Source organism: Bacillus cereus group sp. MG1, assembly GCF_040460035.1.
Taxonomy (GTDB): Bacteria; Bacillota; Bacilli; order Bacillales; family Bacillaceae_G; genus Bacillus_A; species Bacillus_A cereus.
Map to the genome: position 1 here is coordinate 680659 of NZ_JARVGY010000001.1, position 23709 is coordinate 704367.

Genomic DNA, 23709 nt, shown 5'->3' on the forward strand with positions numbered 1-23709 from the left:
TGTGGAGAAGACTTTCTCCACAGCCTGAAGAAAGAGCCTACTGTTGTAGGCTCTTTCTTACGTCTTACTTTTTACGACGTACTACAAAAACACACGCACTTACCGACGATACTATGGCAAAAATAGATAAGACAATTGCTATCAATTGCATATTACTAGTACCTTCATTTTTTTCTACACTAGACACTTCACCATGTTCTCCTGTTAATGACGTACCTTTTGCAATTGTAGTAAGTGAATGCGGTTTTTCAGCTTTTTCATCACCTGTCCATTCAACAATTTCTCCATCTTTATATTGTTGATATGCGTCCCAAGCTATTTTTTGCTCTTTATCCGGATTTTTAGCGACGAAAGTAAATCGCTGGAACTGACCTGTTAAAATTCCTTCTCCTGTCGCTTCCCATACTACAGTTTTAACTTTTCCGGCATTATCTTTTTGCTCCTCAACTTTCCATCCTGGCACTGGTTCATACTGCTGGAACTCTACTCCAGACGGTATTTTCAGTGTAACTTTTGTCGTTGCTACATTTTTTTCAACTGGTACTTTTATCGTATAAGTCTCCCAAGAACCAACGTCAGAAGTTGCTGGTTTTACAGTGACGTGCGCACTAACAGGTAACGAAAACATTCCCATTGCAATAATTGTTGCGATCATTGTTGTTCCTAATTTTTTTATACGTTTCATTTTCTATTTACTCCTTTTCATCTATAACATCTGTTTATCCTGCTACTCGCTAGCAGCATGATTGGTAAAATTTTATCTGCCACCTACAATAAATTTAAAATCTGTATCGAAACTATCAAGAGATTTTGTTAATCCATGAACATGTATATTCCAGTTTCCTGTCATATTAATATACATACCTTCTGCTTCATATTCTCCTGGTGAAACTACTGAAACTTTAAATGAACCTTTTCCCATGTTCATATCTAATGATTGAGTCGTCAATATCATTTGTTCCATATCAGTAACAGGCTGTCCCTTTTCGTCCTTTAGTGTAATATGGAATTTATTTTGTCCTACCTTATTCGGACTTACATTTAGCGTAAGTTCATATCCATTATCTAATTGCTTACTCTCTGTAAATGGTCCAGTAGGAGGCATCGGTGGTGTTTGTACGTTTGTCATAAAAGCTACGATTACGAAAATGATAATTCCAATGACAAACTCTACTTTCACCGTAGCTCCTAATCCTTGCTGCGCTCTTATTCTCCCTTTCACATAATGAATAATTCCCAATATCCCCATGAAAATAAATAATAGTATCTTTGCTAATAAAGCCAATCCATACTTCGTATCAAATAACGAGTGGATTGTTGGAATAAAAAATGTACTATTAAAAAGGCCTGTTATTAAAATCACAATGACAGCACCTGTTGCCCACGGTGAAAAACGCTTAATCATATCCCAATACATATGCCACTTATTATCCTCTTTACATAAAAGAAGAATAATAGATGATAAACCACCAACCCATAATGAAGCTGCTAATAAATGTAGAAAATCCATAACGACAGCAATGTCTTTAAACTTTAAACCGTATGCGTGACTATTAAAGGCCTTCATAACAAGTAGCCCTATAAACAATAGTATTGGAATACTCCATACTTTAAACGACGAAAACTTCTCATGCTTCACCGCAAAATACGTAACAATTATAAGCGTACTAATGAGAACCATTTGAGTAATCCATACATAACCAAAAACAGAAAGCTGTAATGTTTCTTTTAATAGTAAAGGATTGAATGCTTCTAGCCATGAAACATCAGCATTTATTTTCGCTTGCAGTGGTAGATTGAATAACAAGCTAATCAATATCCCAAATAAAGAGATCCATATTATGTTCTTACTCCTTGATCGAACCGAGGTTGCATTGCCTTTATACATAATAAGATTAAAGAATAGCACTCCTATAAATAGTGAGAAACTTGTATATAAAATTCCACGTTCCATAATCATATCGATTTGTGGGACGTAGCCCATCTCTTCCACTTGTATATCGTCTGTTTCCGCTTCCGCTAATCCAACCCGGAACGGGATAACTCCTTGAATTGGATGTCCATCAGCTGAAATCACTTTCCACTGAATAGAGTAAAGACCATTTTTGAGATTGTCTTTTAATCCAGCTTCTAATAGCTTTTTATTTTTTTTATCAATATGAGCATCTTTTAAATCGATCCTTTTACCTGATGTATCTCTCACGTACAATGTATTAAAACTTGAAACTTGTATGTCCTCATCGAATTCGATTTTTACAACAGATGGTGCTTTCTTCAATGTTTCATTTTCAGTAGGGTTTGATTTCACAACGTACGCATGAGCAGATGCACTTTGCGGTATCAATATGATAAGCACACACACAAGTAATAGCCATGTCCCTAATCTTCTCATTACTTTCACACTCATTTCACTTCTTTCTTCCTCATTGCTCTATTTTCATTACTTTAACTTCCGAAGTTTGATTCTCGGGCGAAATATTAACCTGATTAAATATAAACTTCTATAAAGTATAACTCTTATTTCTCTTCCACCTCTAAACTTCTAATATAATAGTAACTATCACTATAGATACAACTTACATTTTTAAAGCCGATTGTTATTATATCATAAAATATATTTATGTAAGTTATCAAAGAAGAAAAGTTATCGTGAATCATTTGTGAAAAAAATGTGAAATACATAAATAAAAAGGTATTACGTTATTACGTAACACCTTTAAAAAAATATCCCTCTTCTATTTCTCTTCCGGATAATCACAATACTCGATAATCGTTCCTTCTGTATCCGCTGGGTTAAGATAAATTAACCTTCTACCGTGCTTATTAATGCGTAGTGTATGCTCTAATGTCCGAATACCTTGTTCTTTTAACTCTTCTAGAGCCACATCTAAATCATCGACACGATACGCAACGTGATGAACACCTTTACCTTTTTGTTTAATAAAACGGGCAATTGGAGATGTTGTATTATTTGTCGGTGCAAGTAATTCAATTCTATCTCCAGCCACTTCAAGAATGGCTACTTCACTTTCCACACCAGGAGCTTCACTTACGTAACGATCTATTAAAGTTCCTAGTAACACATTTTCATAAAAACGTATCGTACTATCTATATCTCGAACTGCGATTCCGATATGATCAATTGTTTTTTTCATTTTATTTCCCCTACTACTTTATTTTTTCTCATTATTAATAGTAACAAAAAAAGCTATAGAAACAATAAAATGTACCCTATAGAATAGACACTTGAAAAAAGTCTATTCTATAGGGTATTTCTTGTATAATAAAAGGAAAATTGGGATCGGAGAATGTTGAAAATGACAAAAAAACTATTTACAGAAAGAGAAATTCAAATTCTATCAAATAACCTATACGTAAAATCTGTAAGTCAGAAAGGTATCACTTATACAGAGGAATTTAAGCATATTTTTATTGAGGAAAATGAAAAAGGAAAGCTACCTCGAAATATTTTTGAAGAATGTGGTTTTGATATAGATATGATTGGAATGAAACGAGTTATGTCATCGGGAAGTAGATGGCGTGCTGCTTATAGAAAAAATGGTGTATTGGGTTTAAGGGATACACGTATCGAAAACGCTGGAAGAACTCTTGAGAGAGAGCTTACGTTAGAAGAAAAGTATGCCCGTTTAGAAGCCGAACGAAACTTACTAAAGGCGGAAAACGAATTGCTAAAAAAAATCAAACTTATGGAAGGGAGGATGAGAAGGAAATAACACTACCACCTAGTCAGAAATTCATCTTGATTCGTTCTGTCATCATGAAATACAACTTAAGGAATATGGTCAGTCATTTGTGTAAAGTAGCTGGTGTATCCCGTTCGGGATACTATAATTACTTTTCAGTTTCATCTCAAGAACAACGGAAACAAAAGAGTGATCGAGATGAAATCTTGAAGGAAACCATATTAAAAGCACTTCGATTTAGAAATAGAAACAAAGGGGCTCGTCAGATAAAGATGACATTGGCGGGTCAGTTTCAAGTTGTCTACAATTTAAAGCGTATCCGTAGAATTATGAAGAAATACGAGATTATCTGTCCGGTTCGCAAAGCGAATCCTTATAAAAGAATGCTTAAAGCTACAAAAGAACATCGAATAGTACCAAATCAATTAAATCGGGAATTTAAACAAAATACCCCAGGGAAAACACTTCTTACAGATATCACCTATTTAGTTTACGGTAAGAATCAAAGGGCCTATTTATCTACAATTTTAGACGGCTCAACTAATGAAATTTTAGCTTACCATGTTTCAGAACAGATGACATTAGAGCTCGTAACGACAACTCTCCATAAACTAAAAAGGAATCCGCGGATTCGATTGACTGAAGGTGCTTATATTCATTCAGATCAAGGATCCCACTACACAAGCCCTACCTATCAAAAGCTAGTTAAAAAGCTAAACCTAGGACAATCCATGTCAAGAAGAGGAAACTGTTGGGATAACGCCCCACAAGAATCATTTTTTGGTCATCTGAAAGATGAAGCTCATATAAAACCTTGCGTGTCCTTTAATGAATTGAAACAAGAGATTAAGAAATATATGACGTATTATAATCATTATAGATATCAATGGAATTTAAAAAAGATGACTCCTGTTGGATACAGAAACCATCTTCTTGATGTTGCCTAACTTTTTTCAAAATGTCCTTTACAAAGGGTACAGATTACAAGTCTATAACTTTTTTTATTTAACCTATTTTCTTATCCGCTCTAGTTGCTGGTTGAACTTGGTTTTTCACTTTTAAAATGCTAATACCATATCCGATAAATCCACCGATAATCGCTGGGAAGATCCAGCCTAATCCTACTTCCTGCATCGGAAGGAATTTAGTGAACACTTGGCTTACTACTTCAATGTTAACTCCAGCTGCACTTAATCCATCAAATAAGCTGATGATAAATGTTACGATTAAGCTTACTTGATAAACTTCAGCTCTTCCTTTAAATAATGAATGGAAGAATGTTAAGAAAATCAATACGATTGCTAGTGGATAAATTGCTGTTAATACTGGAACAGAAACTGCGATCAATTGTGTTAATCCTACGTTTGCAACAATTGCACTAAATACACATAGCGTAATTGCAATTGCTTTGTAAGGAACATTTGGGAATAACTTATGGAAGAATGAAGAACATGCTGATACAAGTCCCACACTAGTTGTTAAACAAGCTACTGTAATCATTAATCCTAATAATACTCCGCCATATGATCCGAAATAGTAGTTAGAAACTTTCGCTAATACTTCTCCGCCGTTCTCTAAATGTCCAAGCTTTGCAACACTTGAAGCACCCATATAAGAAAGTGCTGTATAGATAATTGCTAAAATAGATGCTGCAATAATTGTCGCTTTTGCACAAACGACCATAATTTGTGTTTTCGTTTTCGCACCTTTTTCTTTAATAGCATTGATAATGATAATCCCGAATACAAATGATGCTAGCGTATCCATCGTTAAGTATCCTTCTTGGAATCCTTTAAAGAATGCATGTGATGTATAAGCTTCCACTGGTGCTTGCATATCTCCAATCGGATGTATAAAAGCAACGATTACTAAAATACCGATGAAAGTCAACTTAATTGGCGTTAAGATTTTTCCAACAATATCGACAATTTTCGCGGGATTTAGCGAAAAAAAACAAGTGATACTAAAGAATATAATTGTGAAAAGAATTAAAGGTGTAGAACCTACTCCTTCTGGCATAAACGGCTTAAGACCAATTTCATAAGAAACATTTCCTGTTCTTGGTATTGCAAATAACGGACCAATCGCTAAGTATAAAACTGTTGTAAACACAATCCCAAACACTGGGTGAGCACGACTAGCTAATGACTGCAAATCATCTTTACCTGAAAAACCAAATGCTAGTACACCTAGTAATGGTAATCCAACACCAGTTACTAAAAATCCAGCGTTAGCAATCCATACATTCTCTCCAGCTGATTGACCAAGCATCGCTGGAAAAATTAAATTTCCCGCTCCAAAAAATAGTGCAAATAACATTAATCCAATAACTACTATGAACGAAAACGGTACTTTATTCGCCATAATATAACCCCCATTCAAGTTTCCTTATCTCATTTTCCAATTTTAACTAATTGAATTTTCTGAATATTTAATTTAAGTATCAACTATTCTTGAATTCATTATAGTTTGCTATATAATATTTTGCAATACTATTTTCGAACTTTTCTTTTATTTTATAAATATACATTTTTTAACATGAAAAATAGACTAAAAAACCAACATGGTCATCCATGTTGGTTTTTCCATTTACTATCATGAATTAAAATTTTGCTGCTACTTTTTTAACGTTTTCTAGACCTTCTTCAACAATTTGTTGTGAACGATCTGGATATTGATTGTGTCCTTCAATTACAACTGTCTCTGGATTTGTAATTCCCCAGAATCCAAGTACAGTTGTTACGTAATTAACTGCCATTTCCATAGGAGCCATTTGTTCTGAAGAGTAATCTGAACCACGAGCACCTAACACAACTACTTTCTTACCACCAACTAAACCTTCTGGGCCATTTGCTGTATATTTAAACGTTTTTCCAGCTTGAGATAAGTATGAAATATATGTGATTAATGGTGCTGGTACTGTAAAGTTCCATAATGGGAATGCAAATACAACCTTATCAGCTTCTAAAAACTGATTTAAATATTGATCTACTGTAGCAACTGCCTTCTCCTCTTCAGCTGTTAACTCCATACCTTGGCTACGTTTATATCCACCTGAAATCGCGATATTTCCGTAATAAGGAAGATCTAATGCAAATAAATCTAATTCCGTAATTTCTGTATTTGGATTTGCTTCTTTATAAGTACTTACAAATGTTTCATACATTTTTGAACTAACTGCTTGCTCCGCTGGACGATCGTTTGCTTTTACAAATAATACTTTTGACATTTTTTTATTCCCCTCTACATTCTTATTTTCTTCTTTTTTACCAAATAATGAGCTAAATAGTCCCATTTTCTTCACCTAATCTTTCTTTTCATATTCATTATTCATCATCATAAAAATTCTTATTCTAAGAAAAAGTTCCAATAGATACCTTAAGTTACGCCGTTGCAACTTTTTGTTATTTAATTACCTTATGTAAGTGATTGTAATATAGTCACTTACTTTAGTCAAGTAACTTTTAATAAAAAATAAAATCTCGACTTAAAAATATTAAGCGAGATACAATTGAACACCAAATACATCTTTATTACTTGTATAATAAACTTAGAGAGGAAAATTCATATATAGAAAGGATTTATTCATGAGCACTATAGAAAAGATTCAAACTTTTATTATTCTTTTTGCTGTTACATGCGGCATCGTACTCGGACAATTTAATATGATACATACGTATTCAGACAAATTTATTGTCCCCTTCTTATTTTTCATGCTATATGGATTATTCCTCAGCATCCCATTAAAAGAAATAAAAAAAGGATTTCGCAATTTAAAATTTGCTGGAACAAGTCTTACTATTAACTTCTTATGGACACCTTTACTCGCTTGGGGGTTAGGGGCACTATTTCTTTCCGATCATCCAGCACTTTGGGTTGGATTTATAATGTTAATGGTTACTCCATGTACAGATTGGTACTTAATCTTTACTGAAATAGCGAAAGGTAATGTAGCACTTTCTACTGCAATTTTACCTGTAAATTTAATTTTGCAAGTACTGCTCCTTCCCATTTATTTATTTTTATTTGCTGGTGTCATGAAAACTGTAGCGGTTTCTGTTTTAGTAGAAAGTATTGTTATCGTAATCGTCTTACCATTTATACTTGCACACGCTACAAAATTCATTATGAATAAAATGAAAAAAGCTGAACCTCTCGAGAATAAACTCATTCCGTTTTTTAGCTCTGCTCAAATTGTATTTTTAAGTTTAGCAATAGTAGCGATGTTTGCATCACAAGGTAAATATTTACTACAAAATATGAATGTTGTTTTATTATTACTCGTTCCTGTTCTATTGTTCTTCATCATCAATTTTTTACTAGGACAATTTATCGGGCGCATGATGCATTTATCTTACAAAGATACAGTAAGTCTAAGCTTAACAACGTTAGCAAGAAACTCACCTGTTGCACTCGCTATCGCTGTAACCGCTTTTCCAGACGAACCTCTTATCGCACTTGCACTCGTTATTGGACCATTGATTGAGTTACCGGTACTAGCTTGTGTGTCACAAGTTTTGTTGCTTATTAAGAAAAAACGGCAATACGCATAATAAAAAACGTCCCATTTTGGGACGTTTTTTATTATGGAAAAATTACATACAACACTTATTTCTTATTTATCATTACAAATGAAATTACCGAAACTACAAACATAATAATACCCATTATAAATCGATGGGCTCTAAAAATGTTATAGAGAATTAACTTTTCGTTACATTAACAGATCCTTTCTAATTAAAAATGATAGGAAACGTAAATATAACGAAAGCTGCCCAAAGTCCGTATATTGGCAAATACTTCGTAATGGCATCTTGAATAGCTGTCGGTCCTGATTTGTTTTGCAAGAAACGCATATAGGAAAACATAATCCAAATTAGATTTGCCCAGATCAGTATATTTACACCTAAAACAGCTAGTCTATTAGGTGTAGTCCCGTAAGATGAAAGTCTAAATACGATGGCTGACAATGCGACAGTGTCAATAATAAGCGCCAGAACAATTAAGGAAACATTTATATAATCTGAAATGTTCTTTTTCTCGTCCGAGTCACTCTCAACGATAGAAAATATAGTAACAGCCAATACACCAAGCAGTATTCCGTTGAATGCCATTAGGAAATTACGATCCAAGAACGGGTTTTTCCCGACCAAAATTATCGTTATAAGATAAATAAACAATGTGACCAGGACAAGCGGACTAAAGATTTTAGATATGTATGGTGTAATATTTTTAGCAAGCTTAAGATTCATTGATACTAAGTATGCAGCCACAATAGCGAGAGCCGCTGCTCCAAATAAAACAACATTACTAAAATAGAATTCTCCTATATCTAAGTCAACAAAGCTAAATAAACGCATGGTGAATATTGCTAGTATCATTCCGCTCACTGCCATGCTCCCGTAGAGAAGACAATATTCTAAATTAAATTTAATATAGGCTAATCTTGTACTGCCTTTTGAATATTCATTTCCTGTAAATGCAAGCCCTACTAAGACCCATAAAAATATAGGAAGATGTAAATAAGCAAGTATGGTACTGTCTTTATAATTTATTGGCAATGTATTAAGATACACCCCGGAAACTAGGAATAACGCTATAAGGGAATAAATAATACTTTTTTTCGGCTTATTATTGTAAACAAAATAAGCAGCAATAAAGGGAATTACACCAAAAGCCAAGTTTATTGGAGCAATTGCTTCCTGCTCAACAAAGTGGAAAATAATCCTGGTGCTTATGCCGGCCAAAATAGCTAAAAGGCCCATGAATAAGAAACCTTTTTGAAACAAAGATGTTTTTTCTTTATTTACTTTCTCCTTGAAATGCAACCTTTCATACCAAGCACCTAGAATTTGAGAATCAGGGTTTTGGTCCCATGCTTGTGAGAATGCTTTTTTAAAAGCTTTCGGATCTTTTCTATACATCTTCTCCAACTCATGGGGGTTATCCATATGTTTAACAATCAAATTGTTAATATTCATAGTTATACCTCCTCTAATTTTAAAAATAAGGTTGTTACCTTTTAACAAAAGCACCTCACTCATTTATTATGATTTTGATTTTAATACAAATTTATCGTTTTACAATAAAAAATTATTATTTAAAGCATTTTTTTTATCGTTAAATTTCATTTCAAAGAAAAACAAAAGAGCATGACAATTTTATGTCATGCTCTTTTAACAAATTAATTCTCAAATACAAAATTAATCTTATTATCTTTCCACTCTAATTTCGCATCAAACGTTTTCTCGCCCTTTTTAAAGCCTTTAATTAAATCAGTCTTTTCACCTTTTAAGAGCTTTGTCATATTCTTTTGCGAAATTGTTTTACTTAATATCTTCTTTGAAATGGTGAAATCACATTGCGTTGTATTATAGTTAGAACAACCGTAAAACGTTGACTTATCAATTACATCGCCATCACATTTTTTACAGCTACCAACCTTTTTACCCGTTGTAAATTTCGATCCTTTTCGTTCAATCGATTCAACATGTAGTCCCGTGAAATCCCACTTCTCAGACATTTCCACTGCGTCTTCAATAATTTTAGCTGATAGCTTTTTCGTCTGTTCCATAAATGTAGCTGGTGAAGCTGTACCTTCACCAATTTCCGCAAGACGTTGTTCCCATTTCGCAGTCATTTCCGGTGAAGCTAGTATTTTGTCACCAATTGCGGTAATTAATACTTTTCCTTTATCAGTCGCATACACTTGGTTTTTCTTTACATCTATATATTTACGGTCTTTCAGCATCGTAATAATACCCGCGCGGGTCGCTTCCGTACCTAAACCTTCTGTTTTCTTCAATACCTTCTCTAGCTCTTCATTCTCTAAATACTTACCGGCTGTTTTCATTAACGTAATAAGTTGTCCTTCTGTATAACGCTTCGGTGGCTGTGTTTTTCCTTCTTTCACTTTCACCTTTACAACTTTTCCTTCTTCACCTTCAGCTACAATTGGAAGAATGGTTTCGTCATCTTTATCGTCTTGGAAAATAACTTTACGCCAACCTTCTTGAATTTGCTGTTTTCCTTTTGAAATGAATTCAGCACGTTCATCTACAAGCGTTACAATCGTTGTATAGTCAAAGATTGCAACTTCATAATGAGCTGCAATAAGCCTTCTTACGATCATATCGTATATTTTCTTTTCATCACCTGATAGTCTGCTTGGGTTTGTAACTTGCTCTGTCGGAATAATCGCGTAGTGATCTGTTACTTTCTTTTCATTTACATAACGCTTATTGTTCATAATGGATTCAACCGGAGCCGGTAATAAACCTTTATATTCATCAAACTGACTTAACTTCTGTAAAATATCAGGGAAAGTCGCTGCTTCTCCTTGAGTAACATAGTTAGAATCTGAACGTGGATAAGAAACAATCCCTTTTTGATAGAGTGCTTGCGTTATATCAAGCGTCTTTTTCGGTGAAAACTTAAAGGCTTTATTTGCCGTTGCTTGCAGTGATGATAAGTTGAATAAAAGCGGCGGCTGAAACTCTTTACGCTCCGTTTTCATTTCCTTCACAACAGCCGGTTTCCCTTGGCAAAATGCCGCAATTTTATTCGCCATATCAGGGTCTTTTAAGCGGGATTCATTATCCTTCTCCCATTTCCCGTCATATTTCTTTCCTTCTATATTAAAGGTTGCAAACACTTCCCAGAAAGGCTCTGACTTAAAGTTTTCAATTTCTTTCTCACGCTTTACAATCAATGCTAACGTTGGTGTTTGGACACGACCAGCAGAAAATACATCATTCATTCCTTTTTTCTTTAACAAAATACTAAACACACGTGATGCATTCATGCCAACAACCCAGTCAGCACAAGATCTTGTGTATGCTTCGTAATACGTATTAATTGTATCTGATTCATCAAGTAAATTTTTAAACCCTTGATAAATAGCTTGCTTCGTTAAAGACGAAATCCATAGACGCTTCATAGGCTTTTGCACATTACAAAGATTAATAATATTTCGTACGATTAGTTCCCCTTCACGCCCAGCATCGCCTGCGTGAATAATTTCTGTTACCTGTGGATTATGTAACAGCTGTTTCACAACGTTAAATTGCTTATACTTTGACTTTGTTACTTCAAATTGAAAACGCTCTGGAATCATCGGTAATGTATTAAGTGACCATTTTTTCCACTCTGCGTGATAATGCTCTGGATTACATAACTGCGTCAAATGACCAATTGCCCATGTACAGTACGCTCCATTTGGAAATAACTCATTCGCTTCTACCTCTAAATATCCATCTTTCCGGCGATATTTAAACTGTGAAACAAGAGCCAACCCTTGATCTGGTTTCTCGGCAATAATTAATTTCATTTTATAACTCCCTATCTGTATTCCAGTGTTACTTTCATTGTCTATATGTTTAGAAGCGATGATAAAACAACAATCTTATTTATCATTCGCGGTTTGTCTCGCAAATGGGAGACCTATAATATTATACGCTTATTCTTTATGGCTTCACAATAGAAACTCATAATATAACAATTTCTTTCACATGCTTACAATTAAAAAAGACGCCCTAAAAAATCAAGCGTTCCTTTGCTTACATCTATGAAATTGTGCAGATAATATGCAGATATAAATTATCATAAGTACACATATGATGAAATGAACGATAGGACAAGGAGGTATCATAATGTTTGCTTATACGTTAACTACCTTAACACTTTGCTGTACCTCAATTCTTATTGTATCCAATATTTCTAAACGTAAGGTTACCCTAATGGAGTATATGGTATTTATTATGTCTTTTAGTATGAGTATCGGTTTAAGTATTGGTTTTTATTTAGGCATTCTCTTTAAGGGGGAATTACTATATTCTACTTTACTTGCTATTTTAATTAGTGGTTTTATCGGTTTTTTAGTGGGTCTACGTTTTCACCTATATACTGCTTTAGAAGGAATGTTCTCTGGATTAATGGCAAGTATGATGGGAGCAATGATTACAGAAATGTTAAACGCTCAACAAGCTCATAGTATATTGTTCATTAGCCTTTTACTTACTATAACGATTACTATGTCCTGTGTGATTCAATTGTTATCGGAGAACTTTTCTACTTTTATCCAACGTCGTTTTTTGTTATTCCTTTCAATTAGTGTAGTAATTATCGTTGCCGTATTCGCGACATTCCCAGATCATACTCCTGCACCTTCACCTTCACCTGGGCATAATCAACATATACATTAGTACTTGCAACAAAAATGAATAAGCAGCTATCCATAGGATAACTGCTTCCTATTATTCTGGCTTATTAGGAATGTTTTGGTTTGGAACATAGTCAGATTTATAATCTGTATAGTTCACTTCCGTTACCATCCCTGCTGAAGCATGATGTAGGTCGTGACAGTGGAACATCCACTCACCGGGATTGTCTGCTACAAAGGCTACTTCATATTCTTCTCCTGGTTTTAAGTTCAATGTATCTTTTACAATTGGAGAACCTTCTATCGGTTTTCCATCTTTACTCAACACCTGGAAGAAGTGACCATGTAAATGCATTGGGTGATCATCCATTTTAGAACGATTTACCAATTTCACTTTTACTAAATCACCCTTTTTCACTTGAATTGGGTCAATATCCGGAAATACCTTTCCGTTAATTGTATATACCATTTCATTTTCATTCATTTGCGTATTTAAGTCCATATTATATGTGGCAGTATACTCTTGATTTAACGTGAAACTACCTAATTTTTTAGCACCATATTTCGTCATATCTAATTTCGCTAATTTTCCCTTTTCATCTGCTTTATCTTTCATCTCTTTGCTGCCATCATACTCAATAACAGCTTTCATTCCTTTTGCACCTTTATTTTTTGAATGGTCCTCAACATACCACTTCCCAGGATTATTAGCAGTAAATTCAATATCATAACGTTCACCCGGTGCGATTGAAATTACTTTATCCTTTATAACTTTTGGATCGTTTATTGGTTGACCATCTGTCGCAATTACTTTTATATCATGACCGTGAACATGTATATCATGTGATAGATAACCAGCATTAACAAGTCGAAGACGAACTTTATCTCCCTTATTCACTTTCAATGGCACTACTAAATCACCGCTTTTTCCATTGATTGTGAATAAATCATACATACTCATATCATGACCTTCCATCTTCATATTTCCATGGTCCATTCCTGCCATATTGCCAGAGTCTTTTTGATCACTGCCCATGTCCATACCAGAATGATCCATGCCGTTCTTATCATCATTCTTTTTCGTATTTTCATCACCTTTAGATTTATTACCTATTTGCCCTTTTGTCATTTCTTTTAACTGCTTTTTAATTTCTTCTTTATCTGTAACCCATTCATCCAACAGTAATGTGTAATCTTTATCATATTTTTCCTTTGTATCCTCTACAATGAGCGCTCCATACAAACCTCTATCTAATTGATTTACAGAATCTTGATGCGAGTGATACCAGTACGTTCCTGGTACGTTCGCTTCAAATTCGTAAGTGAAACTTTTTCCTGGTTCAACTGCATCTTGTGTCACGCCCGGAATTCCATCCATGTTATTTGGGACAGGATATCCATGCCAATGAATAGATACTGGTGCAGATAATTCATTTTTTAATGTCACTTTCACCTTTTCACCTTTTTTCACCCGAATTTCTGGACCAGGAGATGAGCCATTAAATGTCCAGACTGGAACAATAACACCGTTACTTAATTTTTGCTTTTCTTCTTTCGCTATTAAAGTAACTTCTGGCCCTTTTTCAACCTTCAATGGTGTTGTAGCTGTTTCAGTCTGTAGTGTTTTGTTATCATTCATATTTTTATGATCATTTGTTGTATTTGTCGTCACAGAACAGGCAGCAATTAAAAATATTACAGAGACAGTAACGGCTGCTAATACAAATCGCTTCATGGACAATCCCTCCTTATTCTTTTTCAAAATCATTATAGAAGTTGATTTTCAAGAAAATAAGGAGATGTAATTAGATCTTACGTAAGCTAATTGGAAAATTACTAAAAGCGGAGACATTACAAGAGACGAATATTTTAGTAATACAAAATGCTTTCCTTGTAGCGACTATATTAGCCGTTCTCGTATTTGTTTTGACGTTATTTCTTAAGAAACAATAACACTGCTATTATTAAATAAGAAAAATGTAGCTAAAATGCTCTTCACAAAAGAACTTAGATTTTTGTATAATAAGAACTAATGTTCCTCACAGACAATGGACTCAAATTACACAAATATATCAAATAGAAGAGGATTGATATACGATGAAAATTGATAGACCAAAAATTTCACCAGAGTTATCTTCAAAGAATTTTCAAGATATTTTTTATGAAGAAGATCCAACATTGGAAGTGTGTGAAATTATAGACTCCACTTTCGAAAATGAATCTGTAGATAGAGTGCGGTTATATGATGCGGTGATAAAAAACTGTAAGTTTACTAATACAGACTTTAGCAATATTGATATTACAGATGTTTGTTTTGAAAACTGTGATTTATCAAATGTTAATTTAAGCAATTCTTCTGTTCACAGAGTCGAATTTAAAAACAGTAAATTAATCGGAGTAAATTTCACAGGATCTAGCTTAGGAAATGTTAAATTTGAGAATTCAATTTTGAATTTAGCGGCATTTGGAAATTCTAAACTAGAAAAAATCATCTTCAATGAAACTTCATTAAATAATGCAGATTTTTTTGACTGTAAACTTAAAAAAGTTGAATTCCAATTATGTAGTCTTGATGAAGCTAATTTTGATCAGACATCACTGAAGGGGATAGATATTAGTTCTTCTACCTTTGATACACTTACAGTTTCAGTGAACGATTTAAGAGGATGTAAAGTATCGACATATCAAGCTGTTCAGTTTGCTACTTTATTAGGATTAATAATTAAAGATTAGTATTTCGAAGAAAAGAACCCTATCCCGAATCATGGATTTTTTAATTGTCCACGATTCGAGATAAAGTTCAAATAAATTAGTGATGACTCTTTTATTATTTAACTACAGCTTGGTTTCCTTTTACATGTTCATTATTTACACTCATAAATTCTTCAATTTCTTCAACTTCCCTAATGATATCTTTTGACAAGTTTTCATACCCGTCTTTCGTTACAAGAATGTCATCTTCAATACGAATTCCAATTGATTCTCCTTCAATATAAAGACCAGGTTCAATTGTTATAACCATACCTTCTTCTAACACTCTATCTTTATATGTTCCTACATCATGTGTATCTAAACCAAGGAAATGGCTGACACCATGATAATAGTATTTTGATAACTCTTCATCTTCTTGAATTAAACCAATTGCTTTACACTCTTCTGCCAGTACCTTTTTTGTATGCTCATTTAATGCAGCGAACTTTAATCCTGGCTTAATAATCTCTGTTGTTTCTTTTAATGCTTTTAATACAATATTATAAATTTGTTTTTGGCGACTAGAGAATGTTCCATTTGCTGGGAATGTATAACTAATATCAGCGTTATAGTAGTCTTTTTGAGCACCTAAATCTAGTAATACTAAGTCACCATTTTGAATTTGTGCATCATTATCTTCATAATGAAGAACTGTAGCATTTTTCCCACTCGCCAAAATTGTATTGAACGCATGGTACTTAATTCCAGATGACTTCAGTGTAAAATCAAATTGTGCTTCTAATTCATACTCCATCATGCCTGCTTTTGCATGCTTAAGTACGTTGTAAATACCGTCTTTCGTTATAGCAATCGCTTCTTTAATAATTTCAATTTCTTCCTCTGTTTTAAATACTCGTAATTCACAAATGTTCGGATATACATTACCAATTGTTACGTGTGGGTATTTTTCTCTTACATGTTTAGCAAATGCTAATGTTTTTGTCTCCGTACCATTCCAATCACGACGTTCTATATCTAAATATAGATGCTTCGCATTTTCTGTAAAAAGTATATTTGACATTGTCTTTTCAAAGCTATCTAAATATATAACTTTCTTTATACCTGAAATTTTCTCTGCTTCTTCGTTAGAAACTGTTTTACCGACCCATTTTTCCATTACTGGATCTGCCTTTTCAATGAAAAGTGTTTCTTCAACACTACTTCCAACCTTTTTCAGCATAAAAATAACATTTGGTTCATCGATTCCCGTTAAGTAGTAAAAATTACGATTCGGTACAAATTTATAATGTGCATCAGCTGACATATGCGGTGCTTGTCCCGCAAATAAAATCGTAATAGATCCCTCTGGTAATGTGTTTGCTAATCGTTCTCTATTTTGAGCAAAAAATGTTGATTTCATGATAATCCCCCTAGCGTTTTATGTATAATTGTGAAACTAATTATTCAATACACTTCATTCTATTATTGTTATAATTTTTCGTCAATTTTTAACTAAATTTTAGATAGTATTGACACAGGCAACTAAACAAGTTACAATAACTATAAATTAGTAAGTTGCTAATTTAAATTTAAATAAGAGGTGAACAAAATGCAAAACATTTTATTCCGTATTAACGAATTGTCAAAAAAAGAAAAAGCGAATGGATTAACAGTTGATGAAAAACAAGAACAACAAATGTTGCGCCAAAACTATACACAAACATTTCGTGGAAGCTTAGATTCCATTTTATTAAACACAAAAATTGTTGATCAAAATGGTCTTAACGTTACACCTGCTGCATTACAAGATGCTCAAATACGTTTAAAATTAAGCAAATGAGTTCCGAGCTAAAGAATTCTAATAAAACATAAAAAGAGCTGGATTTCCTATATAGAAATTCCAGCTCTTTTTATTTTCTTTTTTAATTTAGTAAACGAGCGATACATCGCAATTCTCCACGACACAATCATCGCAAATGCAAGTAAGAAAAACATTCCACTTAACTCCGCTAAATCAATCGATTGACTTAAATATGATTTCAACGCTACTCGTACAGCTAATAATCCGACTAAAATAAATATAAATGCTTTTGACGGTTTCATATATATTTGTTCGTCTCTTATTTCAAACTTCGTTGTTTTTATAAGAAATACAGAGAAAATAAGCCCTGCAATAATTGCTTCTATTATTTCTAACGACGTTAATCGGAATTCCGGTAAAAAGTACATCATTGCTCCAGTACTCATAAAAATTGGCGGCAATATAATTTTCTTTTTCGTTACCGGTTTTTTCGCTGCTTTAAAGCGCAGAAACATGACACCAACAGCCATACAAACCGCTAAAATACTTGATAAAAGTGCTATCATACTCTTCCCACTCCTATCTATTTAAAAGACTTTTTGAGCAAAATCATAAACCAAACGAGCCCGATACTTATAATAACATGACCTAATCCAGCCATATGGCTTAAACCGTAAAAGTCAGTTCCATTTACTTGTAGAAGACCTCTCCATAGCATTGTAACAATAGTAAAGATTACTCCTACATTATAAACAACAAACCATGCACAAAAGCTCTTTGTTTCTTGTACATGAAACACTTTACATAAAGCTAAAGCAATTAAAAAGAATACAAAACCGAGCACTAATACATGTGTATGCACTAATTGCAACATTGTGGATCCTTTAATTCCTTGTGCTTTCGAATACTCTCTTGCAAATACACCTGATAATAAACCAATAATTAAGTAAATAAATGCCGCATTATATAATTTCTTCATTCTATTCCTCCTGTTGTAAACTTTCTATATTCGCTGCAATTATTTTAAGCAAAGTTTATGAACGGAGTATGAACAAAATATTACATTCAATTTTTGAAAATAAAAAAGCCATTCCACAAATAATAATTGTAGAATGGCTTTTCAATTTATTTTAAATCTTCTATTGAGAAAGCACCTGGCAGTAACTGCTCAACAGTCACTTCTTTTTCATCACCTTTTACATTCGTTAATAATACAGGCATTTTCGGGTCACAGAATTCAGCAATTACTTGTCTACACGCACCACATGGTGAAATCGGTCCATCAGTTTCTCCTGTAATAACTAAGTAACTAAAATCGCGCTCACCTTCTGATACTGCTTTAAATATTGCTGTTCTTTCTGCACAGTTACATAAACCGTAAGAAGCATTTTCTATATTACAACCAGTATAGATTTTCCCTTCTTTCGTAACTAACGCTGCGCCAACAGGAAATTTAGAATACGGAATATACGCTTTCGATAACATCTTGTTTGCTTCTTCAATATATTTTTTCTTACCCATATTATTTCCCCCTCAAAGTAAACGAAATGATGATTAGTCAGTAATAACTGTATGAACTAATTTAGGAGCCACTGCTGTTTCAGCGATAGAGATGTTCTCATAAATTTTTGCTTTTACATCTTCTACATTTTCACGATTTGCGTAGATTGTTACGAATGGCTCGCCTTCTTTTACTGCATCGCCAACTTTTTTACGTAACATTAATCCTACTGCTAAATCGATTTCATCTTCCTTCGTTGCACGACCTGCACCAAGTAACATAGCTGCAATACCAATCTCATCTGCAACAATGTTAGAAATAACACCTGAAGTTTTTGCAGGTACATCAATTACATACTTCGCCTGTGGCATTTTTTCTGGATTGTCTACAATTGAGCTATCTCCGCCTTGATTGCTTAAGAACTCTTTAAACTTCTCAGTTGCTTTTCCGTTTTTCATAACTTCAATTAGCATTTCACGAGCTTCTTCTAACGTATTTGCTTTTTTCGCAAGTACGACCATTTGGCTACCTAATACAAGTACTAATTCTGTTAAATCTTCTGGACCTTCACCTTTTAACGTATCAATCGCTTCTTTTACTTCTAGAGCGTTACCAATCGCAAAACCAAGCGGTTGTGACATGTCTGAAATAACAGCCATAGTTTGACGTCCTACATTATTTCCGATACGTACCATTGCATGTGCTAATTCTTTTGCATCTTCTTCTGTTTTCATAAATGCACCAGCACCTGTTTTTACATCAAGTACGATTGCGTCAGCACCTGCTGCAATTTTTTTACTCATAATTGAACTTGCGATTAAAGGAATTGAGTTAACCGTTCCTGTTACATCGCGTAATGCATAAATCTTTTTATCTGCAGGTGTTAAGTTTCCTGTTTGTCCAATAACAGCTACTTTGTCACGGTTTACAATATCAATGAACTGCTCTTTCGTAATTTCAACGTGGAATCCTTCTACCGCTTCTAATTTATCAATTGTTCCGCCTGTATGTCCTAAACCACGACCAGACATTTTTGCTACTGGTACATCTAAAGCAGCAACTAATGGTCCTAATACTAAAGTTGTTGTATCACCAACACCGCCAGTTGAATGTTTGTCTACTTTAATTCCTTCAATTGCTGATAAGTCGATCGTTTCACCAGACTCAACCATCGCCATCGTTAAATCTGCACGTTCGCGATCTGTCATATCTTTAAAGAAGATTGCCATTGCAAGCGCACTCACTTGATAATCAGGAATACTTCCGTCTGTATATCCATTAATAAAGAATTTGATTTCTTCAGTCGTTAATTCTTTGCCGTCACGTTTTTTTGCAATAATATCTACCATTCTCATTACAATCACCATTCCTTTTTATATGATACGAATCTATTAAAATAATAAGCCAACGATTGTTGCTGATAAGAAACTTACTAATGTTGCACCGAATAGTAATTTCAAACCAAATCTTGCGACTACATTCCCTTGCTTTTCATTTAAGCTCTTAACCGCCCCTGCAATAATCCCAATTGAAGAGAAGTTTGCAAATGAAACTAAGAATACAGATATAATCGCTGTCGTTCTATCTGAGAAATTAAAGTTTCCTTGTGCTAAATCTGTCATAGCGACAAATTCATTCGATACTAATTTTGTTGCCATAATATTTCCGGCATTAACTGCTTCATGCCAAGGTACACCCATAATAAATGCAAATGGTGCAAATACATAACCAAGAATTTCTTGGAATGAAATACCGATTACACCTTTAAATACTGCATTAATGAATGCGATAAGAGCAACGAAACCGACTAACATAGCTGCTACTGTAATCGCAACTTTAAATCCATCAATAATGTATTCCCCTAATACTTCAAAGAAAGTCTTTTTCTCTTCTTCTTGTACTTCTAACATATCTTCTTCCTCAGTAACTTCATACGGGTTAATGATAGAAGCAATGATGAAGCCACCGAATAAGTTAAGCACTAAAGCGGTTACAACATATTGCGGTTTTAATAACACCATATATGATCCGACGATAGACATTGAAACGGTAGACATTGCAGATGCACATAATGTATACATTCTTTTCTCTGGCAATAACCCTAATTGTTTCTTAACTGAAATAAACACTTCAGATTGTCCTAAAATCGCAGAAGCAACTGCATTATATGATTCTAGTTTCCCCATTCCATTTACTTTACTTAATGCTAGACCGATAGATTTCACAATAATAGGTAATACTTTAATGTGTTGCAAAATACCTATTAAAGCTGATATAAATACGATTGGCATTAATACACTTAAAAAGAACGAAAACTCTTTTTGATTTACTAATCCACCAAATACGAAATTCACACCATCAGCGGCATATTTTAATAACTCTCCAAAACCATCTGCTATTCCGCTAATTAATATATTCCCTACACTTGTATTTAATAATAAAAACCCCAAAATAAATTGTAATATAACCATCGTTATGATTGGGCGATATTTGACTTTCTTTCTATTATTACTAGCAAGCCAAGCGATACCTAAAATCAATACGAGGCCAAAAATACCAATTAAGTATTTCATAAGCCGTCTCCTCCCATTCGTATCCGCTTACATTTTTTTCAATTATTAAAGCAATAGATACACTTTACTTTGTGTATCTATTGCTCTTCACTTCATTAATGATTAGTAGTTATCTGTAGCACCTTTTGCATCATTTAATACGATTGCAACACTAGCACTTGCTCCAACGCGAGAAGCTCCAGCAGCTACCATTTTGTCTGCATCTTCACGTGTACGAACACCGCCAGATGCTTTTACACCAACGTTTGGTCCTACTGTTTTACGCATTAATGCGATATCTTCAGCAGTTGCTCCGCCAGTTGAGAATCCAGTTGAAGTTTTTACGAAGTCAGCACCAGCTTTTACTGATAATTCACAAGCGCGTACTTTCTCTTCATCTGTTAATAGGCAAGTTTCAATGATTACTTTTACAAGAGCTTTTCCTTTTGCTGCTTGTACTACTTCATAAATGTCTTTTTCAACAAGTTCGTTGTCACCATCTTTTAAAGCGCCTACGTTGATTACCATATCAACTTCAGTTGCACCTTTTGCAATAGCATCTTTTGTTTCAAATGCTTTTGTTTCAGTCGTGCTTGCTCCTAATGGGAAACCGATTACAGTACAAACGTCTACATCATGTCCAGCTAGTTCATCAGCCGCTAATTTTACCCATGTTGGGTTAATACAAACAGAAGCGAATTTATATTCCTTTGCTTCTTCGATTACTTTCATAACATCTTCTTTAGTAGTATTAGCTTTTAAAATTGTATGGTCAATTAACTTTGCAATGTTCATTATCTTCACTCCTCATATCTTTTAACAACTTCATTCTAACTCTTAGTTGAACAAATGTAAATACACTTTTGAAATTTTGTTCATTCTTTTTAAAAGGAATCATCTTGTAGTAAATAAAGCGCATTCTAACAAAGAACATTTCAGATATATAATCAAAATTTTTATGTTAACAATGGTAGTATGTATCTCCATATCCATAATTATTTTTAAAAAGGCAATTTGTGTTCAAAAAAACTCCTATCATTCATACATAACAAAATAAAAGGCATTCTCAAAATTAACATCTTGAGAACGCCTTTTATTTCTAATCTTTTTGATAATGTAATAATTCTTTCGCTGTATGCTGATCGATAATTAATACATTTGCATACCCGCCACGTAACGCACCATCAATTGCTTTTATTTTTCTATTACCACCTGCAACTAAAATAGAGCGTTTCTTTAATTTCAGTTCCTCTAACTCAATTCCAATTGTACGCTGATTAATCTCTTCGCTACTAATATTTCCGTCTCCATCAAAGAAACGTGAACAAATGTCACCGACCGATTGTTTTTTGAGTAAACTTGTTTCATCCTTATCGAAATAACCTAATCGGAATAATAGCGCTTCGTCTCGCACTGTTCCTACAGTGAAAACTGCAATATTCGCTTGTTTCCCCATTTCAATAATGTGATGAATATGTCGATCCTGCTCTACTAATTCTTTTGTCACTGCATTATCAAATATAACTGGAAGAGGTAGATTTCTTGGCGTCGTTTGAAAAGCATCTGCAAATAAAGCTATCGTCTCATTCGCATATGTATTTACACTTGAATGACTAATACCACCTTTTAGCTGGACAACCTCCACCCCTTTTACATGTTGCGGTACGATTTTTCTAGCGATTTCATACATAGTCATGCCCCAGCTTACACCAACAATATCACCGTTTTTAACCGTCTTTTCCATATACTCAGCAGCATATTTACTTATATACTCTGTAATCGTTGCATATTCCGGCACTGGAGAAAATACAACATGTGCCTCTAACAAGTTGTACTTTTCTTTCAGTAAATTCCCGACGTTATCTAAATCAGCAAATGGATCGGCGATGCTAATTTGAACAAACCCTTTTTCTTTCGCGTACTTTAACAATCTAGAAATCGTCGGTCTTGAAATATTTAATTTGTTAGCAATTTCTTGCTGACTATAATCTGATTGATAATATAATCTTGCAACTTCAACGCTTAATTGTTGTTTATCTTTTTCCATAGTAACTCATTACAAATCCCTTCCTGTATTTCCCTTTCGTTACAAGCATTATACAGCTTTATGCAAAAAAATTCGACTACCGAATTTTATCTATCTGAACTTCTACTACACTTAATATATAATGAAAACTTATTGTGTAGATTTACAAACTCAATATAGATACGCTTGAAACATGTAAATCAATTAACATTTAATTCACATTTTTTCTGTAGTAACGATAACAAAGCCGTTCAATAAGAAACATGAAACATCA

21 protein-coding genes are annotated in these 23709 nt (G+C 33.8%); 5 read left to right on the top strand and 16 right to left on the bottom strand.

Features of this window, described 5'->3' with window-relative positions; all coding sequences use genetic code 11:
* Positions 1 to 64: 64 nt before the first annotated feature.
* The 3 genes from QCI79_RS03325 to QCI79_RS03335 form a co-directional block, all read right to left on the bottom strand.
* Positions 65 to 685, bottom strand: coding sequence for a YcnI family copper-binding membrane protein (locus QCI79_RS03325; protein WP_000821399.1), 621 nt, complete (start codon positions 683 to 685; stop codon positions 65 to 67).
* Positions 686 to 757: 72 nt separating this feature from the next.
* On the bottom strand, positions 758 to 2407 hold the full coding sequence (locus QCI79_RS03330) for a copper resistance CopC/CopD family protein (protein WP_000114333.1): 1650 nt from the start codon (positions 2405 to 2407) through the stop codon (positions 758 to 760).
* 328 nt (positions 2408 to 2735) lie between these two features.
* Entirely contained in the window at positions 2736 to 3155 is a 420-nt protein-coding gene (locus QCI79_RS03335) for a VOC family protein (protein WP_000750846.1), read from the bottom strand.
* Positions 3156 to 3308: 153 nt separating this feature from the next.
* Here QCI79_RS03335 and QCI79_RS03340 point away from each other — a divergent pair.
* Positions 3309 to 4651, top strand: a protein-coding gene (locus tag QCI79_RS03340) for an IS3 family transposase (RefSeq protein ID WP_087942833.1) whose coding sequence is annotated in 2 segments (ribosomal slippage) — positions 3309 to 3690 and positions 3690 to 4651 — 1344 coding nt in all. Because the reading frame shifts where the segments join, the coding sequence is not laid out codon by codon here.
* A gap of 58 nt (positions 4652 to 4709) precedes the next feature.
* Here the strand turns inward: QCI79_RS03340 and brnQ are convergent.
* Both brnQ and QCI79_RS03350 read right to left on the bottom strand, forming a co-directional pair.
* Entirely contained in the window at positions 4710 to 6068 is a 1359-nt protein-coding gene (brnQ, locus tag QCI79_RS03345) for a branched-chain amino acid transport system II carrier protein (RefSeq protein ID WP_001284783.1), read from the bottom strand.
* Between the two features lie 238 nt (positions 6069 to 6306).
* On the bottom strand, positions 6307 to 6999 hold the full coding sequence (locus QCI79_RS03350; protein WP_000522502.1) for an FMN-dependent NADH-azoreductase: 693 nt from the start codon (positions 6997 to 6999) through the stop codon (positions 6307 to 6309).
* 292 nt (positions 7000 to 7291) lie between these two features.
* Here QCI79_RS03350 and QCI79_RS03355 point away from each other — a divergent pair, with 292 nt between their 5' ends.
* Positions 7292 to 8257, top strand: coding sequence for an arsenic resistance protein (locus QCI79_RS03355; protein WP_000103805.1), 966 nt, complete (start codon positions 7292 to 7294; stop codon positions 8255 to 8257).
* A gap of 180 nt (positions 8258 to 8437) precedes the next feature.
* Here the strand turns inward: QCI79_RS03355 and QCI79_RS03360 are convergent, their stop codons facing one another.
* Positions 8438 to 9685: a DUF4153 domain-containing protein gene (locus QCI79_RS03360; RefSeq protein WP_001024709.1), complete on the bottom strand. Its 1248-nt coding sequence runs from the start codon at positions 9683 to 9685 to the stop codon at positions 8438 to 8440.
* Between the two features lie 203 nt (positions 9686 to 9888).
* Positions 9889 to 12033 carry a DNA topoisomerase III gene (topB, locus tag QCI79_RS03365; protein WP_000766771.1) on the bottom strand — a complete coding sequence of 715 codons (2145 nt, stop codon included), beginning with the start codon at positions 12031 to 12033 and terminating at the stop codon, positions 9889 to 9891.
* 322 nt (positions 12034 to 12355) lie between these two features.
* Here topB and QCI79_RS03370 point away from each other — a divergent pair, with 322 nt between their 5' ends.
* Positions 12356 to 12907: a hypothetical protein gene (locus QCI79_RS03370; RefSeq protein ID WP_000458547.1), complete on the top strand. Its 552-nt coding sequence runs from the start codon at positions 12356 to 12358 to the stop codon at positions 12905 to 12907.
* Positions 12908 to 12958: 51 nt separating this feature from the next.
* Here QCI79_RS03370 and QCI79_RS03375 read toward each other — a convergent pair whose 3' ends face one another.
* Positions 12959 to 14599, bottom strand: a complete 1641-nt coding sequence (locus tag QCI79_RS03375; protein ID WP_000819877.1) for a multicopper oxidase family protein — start codon at positions 14597 to 14599, stop codon at positions 12959 to 12961.
* Positions 14600 to 14961: 362 nt separating this feature from the next.
* Between QCI79_RS03375 and QCI79_RS03380 the strand changes: the two genes are divergently transcribed.
* Positions 14962 to 15597, top strand: coding sequence for a pentapeptide repeat-containing protein (locus tag QCI79_RS03380; RefSeq protein ID WP_000687273.1), 636 nt, complete (start codon positions 14962 to 14964; stop codon positions 15595 to 15597).
* 94 nt (positions 15598 to 15691) lie between these two features.
* Here the strand turns inward: QCI79_RS03380 and QCI79_RS03385 are convergent, their stop codons facing one another.
* Positions 15692 to 16975, bottom strand: a complete 1284-nt coding sequence (locus QCI79_RS03385; RefSeq protein WP_000842968.1) for an aminopeptidase P family protein — start codon at positions 16973 to 16975, stop codon at positions 15692 to 15694.
* A gap of 189 nt (positions 16976 to 17164) precedes the next feature.
* On the opposite strand from QCI79_RS03385, the gene QCI79_RS03390 reads away from it, so the two are divergent.
* A complete protein-coding gene (locus QCI79_RS03390) occupies positions 17165 to 17395 on the top strand; it encodes a DUF896 domain-containing protein (protein WP_001179612.1) in 231 nt (76 codons plus the stop codon).
* Positions 17396 to 17442: 47 nt separating this feature from the next.
* Here QCI79_RS03390 and QCI79_RS03395 read toward each other — a convergent pair whose 3' ends face one another.
* From QCI79_RS03395 to QCI79_RS03425, 7 genes are all read right to left on the bottom strand, one after another.
* A complete protein-coding gene (locus QCI79_RS03395) occupies positions 17443 to 17922 on the bottom strand; it encodes a CcdC family protein (RefSeq protein WP_000561043.1) in 480 nt (159 codons plus the stop codon).
* Positions 17923 to 17939: 17 nt separating this feature from the next.
* Entirely contained in the window at positions 17940 to 18335 is a 396-nt protein-coding gene (locus tag QCI79_RS03400) for a DUF2871 domain-containing protein (protein ID WP_000737864.1), read from the bottom strand.
* Positions 18336 to 18481: 146 nt separating this feature from the next.
* Positions 18482 to 18877, bottom strand: a complete 396-nt coding sequence (locus tag QCI79_RS03405; RefSeq protein WP_000516778.1) for a cytidine deaminase — start codon at positions 18875 to 18877, stop codon at positions 18482 to 18484.
* A gap of 33 nt (positions 18878 to 18910) precedes the next feature.
* Complete coding sequence (locus QCI79_RS03410) at positions 18911 to 20212, bottom strand: pyrimidine-nucleoside phosphorylase (RefSeq protein WP_001983022.1); 1302 nt, start codon at positions 20210 to 20212, stop codon at positions 18911 to 18913.
* A 36-nt stretch (positions 20213 to 20248) separates the two neighbouring features.
* Positions 20249 to 21430, bottom strand: a complete 1182-nt coding sequence (locus QCI79_RS03415; RefSeq protein ID WP_000876173.1) for a NupC/NupG family nucleoside CNT transporter — start codon at positions 21428 to 21430, stop codon at positions 20249 to 20251.
* Between the two features lie 102 nt (positions 21431 to 21532).
* Positions 21533 to 22204 carry a deoxyribose-phosphate aldolase gene (deoC, locus tag QCI79_RS03420; RefSeq protein ID WP_001017441.1) on the bottom strand — a complete coding sequence of 224 codons (672 nt, stop codon included), beginning with the start codon at positions 22202 to 22204 and terminating at the stop codon, positions 21533 to 21535.
* A gap of 304 nt (positions 22205 to 22508) precedes the next feature.
* A complete protein-coding gene (locus QCI79_RS03425; protein WP_000409786.1) occupies positions 22509 to 23456 on the bottom strand; it encodes a DNA-binding transcriptional repressor DeoR in 948 nt (315 codons plus the stop codon).
* Between the last annotated feature and the right edge of the window lie 253 nt (positions 23457 to 23709).

Coding starts and splice junctions, on each gene's coding strand:
- QCI79_RS03325 (WP_000821399.1), bottom strand. CDS start 685: ATGAAACGTATAAAAAAATTAGGAACAACAATGATCGCAACAATTATT.
- deoC (WP_001017441.1), bottom strand. CDS start 22,204: ATGAACATTGCAAAGTTAATTGACCATACAATTTTAAAAGCTAATACT.
- topB (WP_000766771.1), bottom strand. CDS start 12,033: ATGAAATTAATTATTGCCGAGAAACCAGATCAAGGGTTGGCTCTTGTT.
- QCI79_RS03405 (WP_000516778.1), bottom strand. CDS start 18,877: ATGGGTAAGAAAAAATATATTGAAGAAGCAAACAAGATGTTATCGAAA.
- QCI79_RS03335 (WP_000750846.1), bottom strand. CDS start 3,155: ATGAAAAAAACAATTGATCATATCGGAATCGCAGTTCGAGATATAGAT.
- QCI79_RS03415 (WP_000876173.1), bottom strand. CDS start 21,430: ATGAAATACTTAATTGGTATTTTTGGCCTCGTATTGATTTTAGGTATC.
- QCI79_RS03360 (WP_001024709.1), bottom strand. CDS start 9,685: ATGAATATTAACAATTTGATTGTTAAACATATGGATAACCCCCATGAG.
- QCI79_RS03395 (WP_000561043.1), bottom strand. CDS start 17,922: ATGATAGCACTTTTATCAAGTATTTTAGCGGTTTGTATGGCTGTTGGT.
- QCI79_RS03385 (WP_000842968.1), bottom strand. CDS start 16,975: ATGAAATCAACATTTTTTGCTCAAAATAGAGAACGATTAGCAAACACA.
- QCI79_RS03350 (WP_000522502.1), bottom strand. CDS start 6,999: ATGGGACTATTTAGCTCATTATTTGGTAAAAAAGAAGAAAATAAGAAT.
- QCI79_RS03330 (WP_000114333.1), bottom strand. CDS start 2,407: ATGAGTGTGAAAGTAATGAGAAGATTAGGGACATGGCTATTACTTGTG.
- QCI79_RS03425 (WP_000409786.1), bottom strand. CDS start 23,456: ATGGAAAAAGATAAACAACAATTAAGCGTTGAAGTTGCAAGATTATAT.
- QCI79_RS03375 (WP_000819877.1), bottom strand. CDS start 14,599: ATGAAGCGATTTGTATTAGCAGCCGTTACTGTCTCTGTAATATTTTTA.
- QCI79_RS03400 (WP_000737864.1), bottom strand. CDS start 18,335: ATGAAGAAATTATATAATGCGGCATTTATTTACTTAATTATTGGTTTA.
- QCI79_RS03355 (WP_000103805.1), top strand. CDS start 7,292: ATGAGCACTATAGAAAAGATTCAAACTTTTATTATTCTTTTTGCTGTT.
- QCI79_RS03390 (WP_001179612.1), top strand. CDS start 17,165: ATGCAAAACATTTTATTCCGTATTAACGAATTGTCAAAAAAAGAAAAA.
- QCI79_RS03370 (WP_000458547.1), top strand. CDS start 12,356: ATGTTTGCTTATACGTTAACTACCTTAACACTTTGCTGTACCTCAATT.
- QCI79_RS03380 (WP_000687273.1), top strand. CDS start 14,962: ATGAAAATTGATAGACCAAAAATTTCACCAGAGTTATCTTCAAAGAAT.
- QCI79_RS03410 (WP_001983022.1), bottom strand. CDS start 20,212: ATGAGAATGGTAGATATTATTGCAAAAAAACGTGACGGCAAAGAATTA.
- brnQ (WP_001284783.1), bottom strand. CDS start 6,068: ATGGCGAATAAAGTACCGTTTTCGTTCATAGTAGTTATTGGATTAATG.